The sequence below is a fragment of the Streptomyces sp. NPDC050619 genome, from assembly GCF_040654815.1.
Taxonomy (GTDB): Bacteria; Actinomycetota; Actinomycetes; order Streptomycetales; family Streptomycetaceae; genus Streptomyces.
In genome coordinates, this window is sequence record NZ_JBFAIR010000034.1 from 1 (window position 1) to 14121 (window position 14121).

The 14121-nt window shown below is 70.5% G+C and carries 12 protein-coding genes; 8 read left to right on the forward strand and 4 right to left on the reverse strand.

The annotated features are described in order from the left end of the window. The first annotated feature begins 329 nt into the window (after positions 1-329). Entirely contained in the window at positions 330-1967 is a 1638-nt protein-coding gene (locus tag AB0I77_RS40005) for an FAD-binding protein (protein ID WP_363287741.1), read from the forward strand. A gap of 68 nt (positions 1968-2035) precedes the next feature. On the opposite strand, the gene AB0I77_RS40010 is transcribed toward AB0I77_RS40005, so the two are convergent. Then, positions 2036-2785, reverse strand: a complete 750-nt coding sequence (locus tag AB0I77_RS40010) for an SDR family oxidoreductase (RefSeq protein ID WP_363287742.1) — start codon at positions 2783-2785, stop codon at positions 2036-2038. Positions 2786-2932: 147 nt separating this feature from the next. Between AB0I77_RS40010 and AB0I77_RS40015 the strand changes: the two genes are divergently transcribed. From AB0I77_RS40015 to AB0I77_RS40030, 4 genes are read left to right on the forward strand one after another with little or no spacing between them, the layout of a single operon-like run. Beyond that, positions 2933-3799 carry an NAD(P)H-binding protein gene (locus tag AB0I77_RS40015; protein WP_363287743.1) on the forward strand — a complete coding sequence of 289 codons (867 nt, stop codon included), beginning with the start codon at positions 2933-2935 and terminating at the stop codon, positions 3797-3799. Beyond that, positions 3796-5388, forward strand: a complete 1593-nt coding sequence (locus AB0I77_RS40020) for an acyl-CoA carboxylase subunit beta (protein WP_363287744.1) — start codon at positions 3796-3798, stop codon at positions 5386-5388. Before AB0I77_RS40015 ends, AB0I77_RS40020 begins: the two co-directional genes overlap by 4 nt. A gap of 44 nt (positions 5389-5432) precedes the next feature. Then, positions 5433-5714 (forward strand): hypothetical protein, encoded by a 282-nt coding sequence (locus AB0I77_RS40025; protein WP_363287745.1) that lies wholly within the window; start codon positions 5433-5435, stop codon positions 5712-5714. A gap of 41 nt (positions 5715-5755) precedes the next feature. Beyond that, on the forward strand, positions 5756-6778 hold the full coding sequence (locus tag AB0I77_RS40030; protein WP_363287746.1) for an NADP-dependent oxidoreductase: 1023 nt from the start codon (positions 5756-5758) through the stop codon (positions 6776-6778). Positions 6779-6993: 215 nt separating this feature from the next. Here the strand turns inward: AB0I77_RS40030 and AB0I77_RS40035 are convergent, their stop codons facing one another. Together AB0I77_RS40035 and AB0I77_RS40040 are read right to left on the reverse strand one after the other, a co-directional pair. Continuing rightward, positions 6994-8625, reverse strand: coding sequence for an IclR family transcriptional regulator C-terminal domain-containing protein (locus tag AB0I77_RS40035; protein WP_363287747.1), 1632 nt, complete (start codon positions 8623-8625; stop codon positions 6994-6996). 56 nt (positions 8626-8681) lie between these two features. After that, the gene (locus AB0I77_RS40040) at positions 8682-9959 is read right to left on the reverse strand and encodes a M6 family metalloprotease domain-containing protein (protein WP_363287748.1); all 1278 of its coding nucleotides are present in this window, start codon (positions 9957-9959) and stop codon (positions 8682-8684) included. A gap of 268 nt (positions 9960-10227) precedes the next feature. On the opposite strand from AB0I77_RS40040, the gene AB0I77_RS40045 reads away from it, so the two are divergent. Further along, the gene (locus AB0I77_RS40045) at positions 10228-10872 is read left to right on the forward strand and encodes a helix-turn-helix domain-containing protein (protein ID WP_363287749.1); all 645 of its coding nucleotides are present in this window, start codon (positions 10228-10230) and stop codon (positions 10870-10872) included. Between the two features lie 215 nt (positions 10873-11087). Further along, positions 11088-12596, forward strand: a complete 1509-nt coding sequence (locus AB0I77_RS40050) for an MFS transporter (protein ID WP_363287750.1) — start codon at positions 11088-11090, stop codon at positions 12594-12596. Positions 12597-12691: 95 nt separating this feature from the next. Here AB0I77_RS40050 and AB0I77_RS40055 read toward each other — a convergent pair whose 3' ends face one another. Further along, positions 12692-13207, reverse strand: coding sequence for a MarR family transcriptional regulator (locus tag AB0I77_RS40055; RefSeq protein ID WP_363287751.1), 516 nt, complete (start codon positions 13205-13207; stop codon positions 12692-12694). Between the two features lie 119 nt (positions 13208-13326). Between AB0I77_RS40055 and AB0I77_RS40060 the strand changes: the two genes are divergently transcribed. After that, positions 13327-14118, forward strand: a complete 792-nt coding sequence (locus AB0I77_RS40060) for a class III extradiol ring-cleavage dioxygenase (protein WP_363287752.1) — start codon at positions 13327-13329, stop codon at positions 14116-14118. The last annotated feature ends 3 nt before the right edge of the window (positions 14119-14121 follow it).

Below are 14121 nucleotides of genomic sequence, written 5' to 3' on the forward strand. Positions count from 1 at the left end.
ACGATCGCGATCGTCGCGCTGCCGGACATGGCGCGGGCGCTGGACGCCTCGCTGAGCGATCTCCAGTGGGTGATGGACGGGTACGCGCTGGCGCTAGGTTCCCCACCGAACGCCAGGGCCTCCACAAAGGGAATTGGCGGATGATTACCTCGCCGTGGATTTCGGCCGATATTGTTCGGTCTCATTGGGACCTTGCGGGAATAGAACTCACCCTTCCTCCCCACGCGGCGGGCTGTGCTGTCGAGTTCCGTACCTTCGCGATTCGAATCCATACCCCCACGGCACCACCCATCAATTCTGGAAACCAAGCCCTACGGAGGTATTCGGTCATGAGCGGGATTTCCCGCCGGGTGTTCATACGCCACGGTGCGGTCGCCGGTAGTGCGGCCCTCGCGCTGCCCGCGCTCGGCGGTTGGGCGGGTGAGGCGTTCGCCGCCGAGCCGACCGCCGCCGAGGCGGTCGCGGCTGCCGAACTGGTCAAAGTGAGCCCGGACGACGCGCGGTACGCCAGCCTTGTCGCCGGGGCCAACGGCCGCTGGGTCGGCACCCCGGACTACGTCCTCGTCGCGAGCACCACGGACCAGGTCGTCCAAGCCGTGCGCGAGACCCTCGCCAAGGGCCTGCGCTTCGCCGTCCGCAGCGGCGGGCACTGCTACGAGGACTTCACCAGCCACGCCGGCGTCCGCGTGCTCATCGACATCTCGGCGATGAACGCCATCGGTTACGACAGCGCACGCCGTGCCTTCGCCGTGCAGCCGGGCGCCAAGCTGGGCAGCGTCTACGAGACGCTCTACAACAACTGGGGTGTCACCCTCCCCGGCGGAACCTGCCCGTCGGTGGCCGTCGGCGGTCACATACCGGGCGGCGGATACGGCCCGCTGGCCCGTTCCCACGGCGTCACCGTCGATCACCTGTACGCCATCGAGATCGTCACCGTCGACAGCGCCGGCACCGTCAAGAAGACCATCGCCACCCGCGAGTCCAACGACCCCAACCGCGAACTGTGGTGGGCCCACACCGGCGCGGGCGGCGGCAACTACGGCATCGTCACCGGCTACTGGTTCCGCTCCGCGGACGCGACCGGATCCACCCCGGCCGAGCTCCTGCCCAAGGCGCCCAAGGAGCTGATCATCTCGGAGGTCGTCTTCTCCTGGACCGGCATGACGGAGGCCGCCTTCAGCCGCCTGCTGCGCAACTTCACGCAGTGGCACGAGACCAACTCCGCCGCCACCTCCCCGTACGCCAAGCTGTTCAGCGCACTCAAGCCGCGCCACCGCTCGGCCGGTGAGTTCCTGATGACCACACAGATCGACGCGGGGCTCAGCAACGCCGACAAGCTGCTCGACGACTACCTCGCCGCGATCGTCGCCGGCACCGGCCTCACATACCGGGTCGACACCCGCAAGCGGGTCGCCTGGCTGTACAACGTGCTCAACTGGCCGGGCCTCGGCGGTTCCGGCTTCGAGGGCAAGGGCCGCTTCAAGGCCAAGTCCGCCTACCTGCGCAAGACGCTCCCCGACGCCCAGATCAAGGCCTTCTGGAAGCACCTGACCCGCACCGACTACGACAACCCGGCCGCCCTCGTCGAGATCGCCGGCTACGGCGGCGCCGCCAACGTGCCGTCCGCCACGGCCACGGCGACCGCGCAGCGCGACTCCGTCATCAAGATGCTCTTCGTCAACCTCTGGGCCACCGAGGCCGAGGACGCGAAGAACCTCCGATGGAACCGCGAGTTCTACCGCGACGTGTTCGCCGCGACCGGCGGCGTACCGCGCCCCGGCGGGGTCAACGACGGCGCGTTCATCAACTACGCCGACTCCGATCTCGCGGATCCGGCCCTGAACACCTCGGGCATCGCCTGGAGCACCCTGTACTTCAAGGACGGCTACCCCAGGCTGCGGGCGGCCAAGACCAAGTGGGACCCCAAGAACCTGTTCACCCACGCCCTGGGCATTCGCCCGGCCTGACCGGCACGAAGAGCGCCGCCCCCTCCCCTGTGCCCGGGGGAGGGGGCGGCGCTCTTCAGCGTCGGCGATCAGATACCGAGACCGGAGCCGCCGCTCGCGTCGATGTTCTGGCCGGTGACCCAGCGGCTGTCGTTCGAGGCCAGGAAGGCGACGACGTCGGCGACGTCGTCGGGCTGGCCGACGCGGTCGAAGACGGAGAACTTGGCCGCGTGGGCCTTGGCCGCCGGGTCCGCCATCCACGGGTGGATGTCCGTCTCGATGGTGCCCGGGGAGACCGCGTTGACGGTGATCCCGCGGGAGCCGAGGGTCTGCGCCAGGGTCAGCGTCAGGACCTCGACGGCACCCTTGGAGGCGGCGTAGGAGGTCATACCGGGGAAGGCGACCTTGGTGACGCCGGAGGAGATGTTGATGATCCGGCCGCCGTCGCGCAGGCGGTCCAGGCCCTTCTGAATGATGAAGAAGGGCGCCTTGGCGTTGATGGCGAAGACCTTGTCGTAGTCGGCCTCGGTGACCTCGTGGATCAGGCCGGGACCGGCGATGCCGGCGTTGTTGACCAGGATGTCCAGGCCATCGGCGTGCTGGTCGAACGCCGCCCACAGCGCGTCGGCGTCGCCGGGCAGACCCAGCTCGGTGCCGAAGGAGAAGGCGCTGCCGCCGGCGGCCTCGATCGCGGCGACGGTCTCCTTGGCCGCCGTCTCGTTGGAGGCGTAGTGCACGCCGACCCGGGCGCCCTCCTTGGCCAGCCGCAGAGCGATGGCGCGCCCGATGCCCCGGCTGCCGCCGGTCACCAGTGCAGTCTTGTTCGTGAGGGCAGTCATGAAGGAACTCCCAATTCTCTTTTTCGACCGAGGCGACCGCTGAAGATAGGGCCGCAAATGTGATGGTGCTCCTGCGTTCCCACTGCACGCCCACTGGCCGTTAACTGCCCGGTTTCGCAGCTGAATTCGGCATTTACGCTCGGAGCCATGACGACGAAACCCATCCTTGTCCTCGGCGGTACCGGAAAGACGGGACGCCGCGTCGCACGCGGGCTCACCGAGCTCGGCATTCCGGCCCGCGCGGCCTCCCGGTCCGCGACGGGCGGACAGCGCTTCGACTGGAACGACGACACGACCTGGGCCCCGGCTCTCGACGGTGTGTCCGGCGTGTACGTCGTCCAGTTCGACGGCGGCCCCGCGGGACTCACCCGCGCCTTCGCCGAGCGGGCGGTCGACGCCGGTGCCGAACGCCTCGTGCTGCTCTCGGCGCGCGGCGTCGACACCCCCGGCTACTACGGCGAGGACACCGCCGCCAGCGAGGGCTTCCTGGACAGCGAGGCGGCCGTCCGGGACTCCGGCGTCGCGTGGACCGTCCTGCGCCCCGGCTGGTTCGCCCAGAACTTCGACGAGGGCTTCTTCAACGACTCCGTCCTCGCCGGTGAGGTGCGGCTGCCGGCCGGCGACGGCGCGGCCAGCTGGATCGACGTCGAGGACATCGCGGACGTCGCCGTCGCCGCGCTCACCGGGGACGGCCACGCGGGGCGCACCTACGAACTGTCCGGGCCCGCCCCGGTCACCATGGCCGAGGCCCTCGGCCTGATCGAGCAGGCCACCGGCCGCAAGGCCCGCTACACGCCCCTGACCGCAGCCGAGTTCGTCGCGGAACTCGTCGCCGACGGCGTGCCGAAGGCGGAGGCGGAGCTGTGGACAGCCGCCCTGCACCCGGTCGAGCGGGGCTTCGAGCAGAAGGTCTCCGACGGCGTGCGCGAGGCCCTCGGCCGCGAGGCGCGGTCCTTCGCCGAGTTCGTCACATCCGCCGCGGCCCAGGGGGCCTGGACGAAAGGACCGGCATGAGCATCGTCGAGGACGGGCCGCTGAGCCCCCCGGAAGCCGCGACCATGCGGGCACGGGCGGCGGAACTGGCCGCGCTGCGCGAGCAGGTGCTGGCAGGACCCAGCGCCCAGGCCACACAGGCCCAGAAGAACAAGGGCAAACTGACCGTCCGCGAGCGGCTCGAACTCCTCTTCGACAAGGGCTCGTTCACGGAGACGGAGACGTTCCGCCGCCATCGCGCCACCGGCTTCGGCCTGGAGGCGAAGAAGCCCCACAGTGACGGAGTCGTCACCGGCTGGGGCACGGTCGACGGCCGTACGGTCTTCGCGTACGCCCACGACTTCCGCATGTTCGGCGGCGCGCTCGGCGAGGCGCACGCCCAGAAGATCCACAAGCTGATGGACCTCGCCGAGAGCGCCGGGGCGCCGATCGTCGGCCTGTGCGACGGCGCGGGGGCCCGCATACAGGAAGGCGTCACCGCCCTCGCCGGCTACGGCGGGATCTTCCAGCGCAACGTCCGCAACTCGGGCGTCATACCGCAGATCAGCGTCATCATGGGCCCGTGCGCGGGCGGCGCCGCGTACTCGCCGGCCCTGACGGACTTCGTCTTCATGGTGCGCGGCACCTCCCAGATGTTCATCACCGGCCCCGACGTGGTCCAGGCGGTCACCGGCGAGCAGATCACCCAGGACGCCCTGGGCGGTGCCGATGTGCACGCCGCGACCTCGGGCGTGGCGCACTTCGCGTACGACGACGAGGAACAGTGCCTGGAGGACGTACGCCACCTGCTGTCCTACCTGCCGGCCAACAACCGCGAACTGCCGCCCGCCGAGCCGGCGGACGATCACGTGGACCGGCGCACTGAGGCGCTGCTCGACCTGGTGCCGGCCGACCCGAACCGCGCGTACGACATGCACAAGGTCATCGAGGAGATCGTCGACCACGGTGACTTCTTCGAGGTGCACGGGCGGTGGGCACCCAACATCGTCTGCGCGCTGGCCCGCCTCGGCGGACGCGTGGTCGGCATCGTGGCCAACCAGCCCCAGACGCTGGCCGGTGTGCTCGACATCGAGGCCTCCGAGAAGGCCGCACGCTTCGTGCAGATGTGCGACGCGTTCAACATCCCGCTGGTCAGCCTGGTCGACGTGCCCGGCTTCCTGCCCGGGGTCGACCAGGAGCACGGCGGAGTCATCCGGCACGGCGCCAAACTGCTGTACGCCTACTGCAACGCGACCGTGCCGCGGATCTCCCTGGTGCTGCGCAAGGCGTACGGCGGCGCCTACATCGTCATGGACTCACGCTCCATCGGCACGGACATCGCGCTCGCCTGGCCCACCAACGAGATCGCGGTGATGGGCGCCGAGGGCGCCGCGGGCGTCGTCTTCCGCCGCGAGATCGCCGCGTCCGACGACCCCGAGGCGACGCGCCGGGCGCGCATCGAGGAGTACCGCACAGAACTGATGCACCCGTACTACGCCGCCGAGCGTGGCCTGGTCGACGACGTCATCGACCCCGCCGACACGCGTGCGGCACTCATCAACGCCCTCACTGTTCTGCGCGAAAAGCACGCCCCGCTGCCCACCCGCAAACACGGCAACCAGCCTCAGTGACTTCAGCTCAGTGACTTCAGCTCCGTGACTTCAAGGAGGGCCCCATGACAGTACGAGAGCTCAGCACCTCGGCGGACACGACCGAAGTCCTGGCCGCCCAGGCATGGCGCATCACCAGTGGCTCGCCGGGCGTGGAAGAACTCGCGGCTGTCGCGGCGGTGTTGTCGGCGGTCATGTCCGCACGGGCCGCCGAGGCCCGGCGCACGGCAGAGGAGGAAGCGGAGCGCTGCCGTACGGCCGCGCCCTGGATGCCCTCGGCGGCCCGCCGCAGGGCGGCCACCTCATGGACCGCGAGCCCGCCGCCGAGCTGGAAGAACGCGGCGTAACAGCCCGACACCCGTCCTTCGCTGATGTGGAGAGCTCAACCATGTCCCGTCCCAGCCGTGAATGGCACCTTGTCGCCCGTCCCGAGGGCGAGGCGAAGCCGTCCGATTTCTCCTGCGTGACCGTCACCGTGCCCGATCCGGGCCCCGGCCAGGTCGTCGTGCGCAATGAGTTTCTCTCCGTCGACCCCGTCATGCGGTGGCGGATGAACGCCGGCGAGCCCTACATCCCGAACGTCCCGCAATTCAGGCTGGGCGAGGTCATGACGGGTTCCGCGATCGGCACCGTGGTCGCCTCGGGGGAAGCGAACGTCCCGGCCGGGGCGACCGTCGTCCACTCCCTGGGCTGGCGCGAGTACGCCCTGCTGGAGGGCAGTGCCGTCCGGGTCGTCGACACCGAACGCGTACCGGCCCAGGCCTACTTGGGCGTCCTGGGCACCACCGGCCTGACCGCGTGGGCCGCCCTGACGGACGTGGCCCCGGTCCGGGACGGCGACGTCGTGTTCGTCTCCGGAGCGGCCGGGGCGGTCGGTTCCGTGGCCGGACAGCTCGCCCGGAAGCTGGGTGCCGCCAAGGTGATCGGCTCCGCGGGCGGACCGGAGAAGGCCAAGGCCCTGACCGAGCGGTACGGCTTCGACGCCGCCATCGACTACCGCGCGGGCGGCATCGCCGACACACTCGTCCAGGCCGCCCCGGAAGGGATCGACGTCTATATCGACAACGTCGGCGGCGATCACCTCGACGCGGCCCTGTCCGCGATGAGCCGGCACGGCCGGATCGCCCTCATCGGCGCGGTGTCCGGCTACAACACCGCCGAACTGCCGCCGGGCCCCGCGAATCTCCCCCTGGCCATCGGCAAGCGCGTCACTCTGCGCGGTATGAACGTGGGCGACCACGCCCACCTGGCGGCGGACTTCGCCCAGCGGGCCGTCGCCTGGCTGCGGGACGGATCGCTCGTCGCCGACGAAACCGTCGTCGACGGCATCGACCAGGCCGCCGAGGCCTTCCTGGCCATGATGCGCGGCGCCAACACCGGCAAGATGCTCATCCGCCTCACCCACGACTGACGACTCCGGCCACACCCCACAGACGCCGACCGGCAGGGACTCATCCCCCGTCGTCCTTGCCGGTCGGCCCTCTCTTCCAGCACGACGCGTTCGCGTATGACACGCATCTCGTCGCGCACAAACGCCGTGAGCCGGCGGACGACAGACGACCGCGAACACGCTGGGCCTGGGCACCTTGCCGGTCATCCGGGCAGTCCGGTCATCCGGCCAGTCCGTCAGGACATCGCCACCCGCACGAACCGTCCCGCCACCCGTAGATCCCCTTCGATCCGGGCGGCCGTCTCCCGCAGCTCCGGCAGCACGTCCCGGACGCATTCCTCCGCCGTGCGGCGGGCCGCGTGCAGGGCCACGTTCGCGGCGGCGACCACCTGGCCCGTACGGTCGCGGACCGGGACCGCGATCGAGCGCAGGCCCCGCTCCAACTCCTCGTCGACCAGGGCGTACCCCCGCGCCCGCACCTCCTCCAGGGACGGCGAACCCGTAGCCGGTGCCGCGTCGGCCAGCAGCACGCGGCCCAGTGACGTCGCCGCCGCCGGCAATCGCGTACCGACCGTGATGTCCACGCTCATCACACGGCCCGCCGCCGCCCGCGCCGTGTACTGGATCTCCGCACGGGAGGGCGACAGGACCGCCAGCGACGCCGACTCCTGGACCCGCGCGGCCAGATCGGCCAGGTGCGGGCCGGCGATCCGGGGGAGGGAGGCGCGGGAGAGGGGCGGGAAGCCCAGGGACAGTACGCGCGGGGTGAGGACGAACGTACGGTGCGGGCCCGCGGACACCAGCCCCAGGTGCTCGTACGTGATCAGCGCCCTGCGTGCGGTCGCCCGTGCCAGGCCCGTCGCCTGCGCCACCTCCGTCAGGGTCAGCGAGGCCCTGCCCTCGCCGAACGCCGTCAGTACGGTCAGGCCGCGGGCGAGGGACTCGACGAACCCTCGTCCCAACTCCTGCTTGGACGCCCCTGTCCACGCCGCCAGCCCCGACGGGGCCCCCGCCCCCGCCTCGGCCGGCGCCTCGCGCAGCTCGCGCTCCATGTCCGCCACCGCCGCGCGCAGCCTCGGCAGCAGCGCGTCGCGCAGGCCCGCCGCGGTGTGCCGGCTCGTGTGGCTCACCACGCTCGCCACGCAGGCGACCCGACCGGTACGGGGATCCCGTACGGGTACGGAGACGGCGACCAGCCCCGGTTCGATCAACTGGTCGTCCAGCGCCCAGCCGTCCTCCCGCGCCCGCGCCGCCCGCCGCTCGAACTCCTCGTCCGCGCCGGTGTGTTCGCGCGGCGGTACGGCCAAAAAGCCGCGGTCCTGAGGGTCCGCCGCCCGGCGCGTGCGCCAGTCCTGCCAGTCCTGCGGTGTCCACTCCGTGGCGAACAGCGGGCCCGGGGCGGTGCGTTCGGCCGGCAGCAGGTCGCCGATGCGGAAGCTCAGGGACATCGCGCGGCGGCGGGTGGCCTGGTGGATGAAGCGGATGCCGTCGCGGTCGCCGACCGCCAGCGACACCGACTCGTCCAGCTCGTCGGCGAGGGCGTCCGCGCGGGCGTCGAGCAACGCCGGCAGCCGCAGGGCGGCGAGATAGGCGTTGCCCAGTTCCATCAGGCGGGGGGCGAGGACCACGTCCCGGCCGTCGAGACGGACGTATCCCATGTGCGCGAGGGTGGAGGTGATCCGGTCGACCGTGGCGCGGGCGAGGCCGGTGGCCCGTTCCAGCCCGCTCGGGCTCAGCGTCCCGTCGGCCTCGGTCAGCCGCCGCAGCACGGCGATGCCCCGCACCAACGGGGCGACCGCCTCGGCCGGCACGGCGGGGGAGTCGGCCGACTCCGGGGCGTCGGCGTCCAGGGTCGTCTCAGCGGGCATCGGTTCTCCGGTACGGCAGTCAGGGCAGGCCTACGGTAATCCGTGCCCGGCGCCTCTCACCCCCGCGTAACCCGCACCCGATACTCCCCCGACAGATCCGCCCCCGCCACCGTCACGCGGATGCGGTGGCGCCGGTCCCGGAAGTCCTCGCCGGGGGCGAACGGTGCGTCGGAGAGTTCGGCGTGGACGTTCGGGCTGCGGGTGCAGCCGCCGCTGTCCTGGCGGGAGTCGTACACCGTCACCGGACCCCGGCCGGTGTCCACGCCCGCGTCCACCTTGTAGATCAGCACGCCCGGCCGGCACACGGTCTCGTCGTTGCCCTCGCGGGTGCGCAGTTCGACGGCGTATCCGGTCCGCCGGCCGACCGGGACGAAGACCAGCTTCGGGCCGCCGGACCGGGCCAGCGGAGTCAGCGTGTACTCCGTCGTCCCGGGCGTCGTCACGCAGTTCACCTGCTGGGTGTCCAGCCAGCCGAGCTTCCACTTGTGCCAGCCGAGGAGGTCGTTGTCGGCCCCCCAGTCCTCGCTCATGATGTCCCAGTGGCCGACCGCGCCCCCGCCCTCCTGCGTGTAGAGGTCGGGCAGGCCGAAGACATGGCCGTTCTCGTGCGGGAGGACCCGGTAGCCGGTGCGGGCGTACGAGCCGGAGCCGTCGTCCTGGCGGGAGTAGACGAAGGAGGCGTTGGCGACCGGGACACCGTCGGCGACCGGGGCCTCCAGGTTGCCGGCGAACGTCACCGACAGGACCGTCTCCAGCGCGGACGGCCCCGCGTTCGGCGTCATCAGCACGTTGAGGAAGTCGTACGACCCGAAGTCCACCAGGGGATCGGCGGTGGCCACGATGTCCTGGACCAGTTTCCGGTAGCCGGGGTCGAAGGGGGCGCCGCGCTCTATGCCGTACTCCTCGAACGGCTCGGGCATGCGCAGCCAGTCGGGGACCGGGGTCTCGGGGCGGTAGTCGAGACGGCCGTAGGAACTGGTGCGGAACCAGTCCCGGGTCTGCGGGAAGAACTCGCGGAAGCGGTCGGCCGCGCTGCCCTCGCCTGGCGCGTCGGAGAAGTCGACCATCAGGGTGAGGGCGCGGACGGTGCCGGTGGAGCGGGAGTAGCCGCCGGGGGTCGGGAGGCCCTCGGACATCTGGACGGTGGGGCCGCCGCTGATCATGCAGGGGCTGTGGGTGGCGGAGCGGGCGGGGGCGATCGGGCCCGCCCCGGCCGTCGTGTGACCCGCCGCGAGGTGTCCGGTGCCGGCCGAGGTGCTGCCCGCGAGGGTCAGCGCGGTCACGGACGCGAGGGCGGCCACGCGGCGCGGGCGTATCCGACGGCTCGGCAGCATGCAAGGCCCCTTCGGTCCACGGCAGCCGCCCGTCCGAAGGCTGCGCCCTTTCGATCACCCTGTGACGAGCGATGCGCGTACGCGCGCTGGAGGAGACCGAACGTGGGTTTCTCGCTCACCCAGACCACGTGACCCAGCTCACAGGAAATCTCCCAAGGGCCGGGAAATAACCGGGGACCTCTTCCCCGTTTAACCAGGCGTCCGAGCGAAACGGGGAGCCCTTCCCCGGATCGCCCACCACAGACCTCAGGAGTGCACCGTGTCGACCGTGACGTCTCCGAACCCCGTGCAGCGCAAGGTGACCCGGCCGCGTGCCGACGCCCTGCGCAACCGGGAGCGGATCGTCACCGCCGCCCGGGAGATGTTGACCGAGTTCGGCCCCGATGTGCCGCTCGACGAGATCGCCCGCCGGGCCGGCGTGGGCAACGCCACGGTGTACCGCAACTTCCCGGACCGTGAGGCGCTGGTCCGTGAGGTCGTCTGCTCGACCATGGACCGTACTGCGGAGGCGGCCGAGCGGGCGCTCGCCGAGACCGGTGACGCCTTCGAGGCGCTGGCGCGCTTCGTGCACTTCGTCGCCGACGAGCGGATCAGCGCGCTGTGCCCGATGTTCGACAGCGCCTTCGACCGGCACCACCAAGACCTGGTGGCTGCGCGCGAGCGGATGGAGGGCATCATCGGTGCGCTCATGGACCGCGCCAAGGCGGCCGGACAGCTCCGCGGCGACGTGGGTATCGGCGACGTGATGGTCGTCGCGGCCCAGCTCAGCCGGCCCCCGGCCGGCACCGGATGCGTCAGCGCCGACCGCTTCATCCACCGACACCTTCAGCTGTTCCTGGACGGACTGCGGGCGCCAGCCCGCTCGCCCCTGCCGGGTGCGGCCGCGACCATGGAGGACCTGCGGCAGCCCTGACCGATTAGTCCTGACCGATTAGTTCAGCACTACACGCCAGTCATCACAGGGACTCAGTCGCCCCACAGGCTCGGTCACCACATCGACTTCGGCCGTCACCGTCGACGAGCCGTTCCCTTTAGGCAGCCCTTTTCCACCACGTTGGGCAGCCTTTTCCACCACGACGTCCCTCATTTCCCTTTTTTCCGTCACGAAGTCCCGGAGCGGGTACTCCCATGTCTGAATCAGCACATGCCAATCGCTGGAAAGCGCTGACGTTCATCGCGCTCGCCCAGCTGATGGTCGTCCTCGACGCGACCATCGTGAACATCGCCCTTCCGTCCGCACAGCAGGACCTGGGCATATCCGACGGCAACCGGCAATGGGTCATCACGGCCTACGCCCTCGCCTTCGGCGGTCTGCTGCTCTTCGGCGGCCGTATCGCGGACCTGTGGGGCCGCAAGCGCACCTTCGTCGCCGGCCTGATCGGCTTCGCCGCCGCGTCCGCCCTCGGCGGCGCGGCCACGAACGAGGCGATGATGCTCGGCGCCCGCGCCCTCCAGGGTGCGTTCGGCGCACTGCTCGCGCCCGCCGCGCTCTCCCTGCTCGCCGTGATGTTCACGGAACCCAAGGAGCGCGCCAAGGCGTTCGGCATCTACGGTGCGATCGCCGGTGGCGGCGGCGCCGTGGGCTTCATCCTCGGCGGCCTGCTCACCGAGTACCTCGACTGGCGCTGGACGTTCTTCGTGAACATCCCGTTCGCGGTCGTCGCGGCCGCGGGCGCGTACTTCGTCATCCGTGAGCCGTCCGGCAGCCGCAACCGTTCGCCGCTCGACATCCCGGGCGTCGTCCTGTCCGTCCTCGGTCTGGTCACGCTCGTCTACGCCTTCACCCGGGCCGAGTCCGACGGCTGGGGCGACACCACGACCGTCGGCCTGTTCGTCGCGTCGGTCGTGCTGCTCGCCGCGTTCGCCCTCGTCGAGTCCAGGGTCAAGGCACCGCTGCTGCCGCTGCGCGTCATCACCGAGCGCAACCGCGGAGGCGTCTACCTCTCCCTCGGCCTCGCGATCATCGCGATGTTCGGCCTGTTCCTCTTCCTGACCTACTACCTCCAGCTCGTGCTGGGCTACTCGCCGGTCAAGACCGGCCTCGCCTTCCTGCCGATGATCGGCGGCATGATGGTGGGCTCCACGCAGATCGGCACCCGCCTGATGACCCGGGTTCCGCCGCGCCTGCTGATGGCTCCGGGCTTCCTGGTCGCCGCGGTCGGCATGCTCTTCCTCACCCAGCTGGAGCTCGGCACCTCGTACGCCAGTGTCATCCTGCCGGGAATGGTGCTGCTCGGCCTCGGCATGGGTACGGCGTTCATGCCGGCCATGTCCCTGTCCACGCACGGTGTGGAGCCGCGTGACTCCGGTGTCGCCTCCGCGATGGTCAACACCTCGCAGCAGGTGGGCGGCGCGATCGGTACGGCCCTGCTGAACACGATCGCCGCCTCGGCGACGACCGCGTACATCAAGGACCACATCGGCGGCGCCGGTTCCCAGGCCCAGCAGCAGCTGGTCCAGCTGGAGGGCCAGGTGCACGGGTACACCAACGCCATCTGGTTCGCCGTCGGCATCCTGGTCCTCGCCGCGGTGATCGCCGCGACGTTCATCAACACCGGCAAGCCGGGCTCCACCACGGTGACCGGCTCCGGCGAAGGCGCCGAGGACGAACTGCCGATCCCGGTGATCGCGCACTGACGGCGGCCTCACGGTCGTACCCCTTCGGGCCATCTGTACGTACGGGGAAGGGGACGCCCCGTACGTACGCTCCACCGGACCTGCCCTGGCTGCGCTCAGCGGAGCCAGGGCAGGTCCGCACCCGCTTCGTTCGGCTGGAGTCCCTCGGCGACGATCTGCATGATCTCGCCGAGGGACTTCTTCTGTTCCGGGGTGAGCCGGTCGAACATGGCGTTCCGTACGGCTGACACGTGTCCCGGCGCGGCCTGTCTCAGCACGTCCAGGCCCGGGTCGGTCAGCACCGCGAGCTGGCCCCGTTTGTCGGAGGGGCAGGCCTCGCGCCGCACCCAGCCGTTCTTCTCCAGGCGGGCGACGGCGTGGGAGAGGCGGGAGCGGGTGATCTTCGCGTGCATCGCCAGTTCGGTCATCCGCAGCCGCCGCTGCGGGGCCTCGGCGAGCTTGACGAGCAGGCCGTAGTAGATGTGCGGCATGCCCGCGTCACGCTGGAGCTGGCGGTCCAGGTGGTCGTCGAGGAGCGTGACAGCGTGGATGTAGTAGCGCCAGATCCGCTGTTCCTCTTCGGTGAGCCAGCGGGGCTCTTCAGCGGGTGCGAAGGTAGATGCCGTGTTCATGTTTTCCACTGTACGAGAACTCTCTTTGAATATTAAACAAGTCGGCGTAAGCTGTGGAGAGTAATAGCTTGATGTTTCAAGTTCATTGAGTGCCTGTCCTTCCGTAGGGAGTTGCCGTCATGTCCGCCGCCACCGAGGAGCGGATGCCCGCTCTCTACCTCAGTCATGGCGCCCCGCCCCTGGCGGACGACCCCATCTGGCCCGGGGAACTCGCCGCCTGGTCGGCCGACCTGCCGCGCCCCAAGGCGATCCTCATGGTCTCCGCCCACTGGGAGGAGGCCCCGCTCGCCCTCGGTGCCACCGAGCAGGTCCCCCTCGTCTACGACTTCTGGGGCTTCCCGGAGCACTACTACCAGGTGCGGTACGCGGCCCCCGGTGCCCCGCGACTCGCCGAGTCCGTACGCAAGCTGCTGCGGGCGGCCGGCACGCCGGTGCAGGACATCCCGGACCGAGGTCTGGACCACGGAGCGTACGTCCCGCTGGTGGAGATGTTCCCCCAGGCCGACATCCCCGTTCTCCAGGTTTCCATGCCGACCCTCGATCCGGTGCGGCTCATGGAGATCGGCCGCAAGCTCGCGCCGCTGCGCGACGAGGGTGTGCTGATCGTCGGCTCCGGCTTCTTCACCCACAACCTGGCCGCGCTGCGGCACGCGGGCCCGAGCGTGCCGACCTGGTCCTCGGAGTTCGACGACTGGGGCCGCCGGGCGCTGGAGGCCCGCGACTGGGACGCCCTGCTGGACTTCCTCCACAAGGCCCCGGCCGGCCGGTACGCCCACCCGCGCACCGAGCACTTCGCCCCGCTGTTCGTGACCATGGGCGCGGCGGACGCCGGCGGCGAGCTGGACGCGCAGAAGTCCGTGATCGACGGGTTCTGGATGAAGATGGCGAAGCGGTCGGTGCAGTTCGGCTGACGA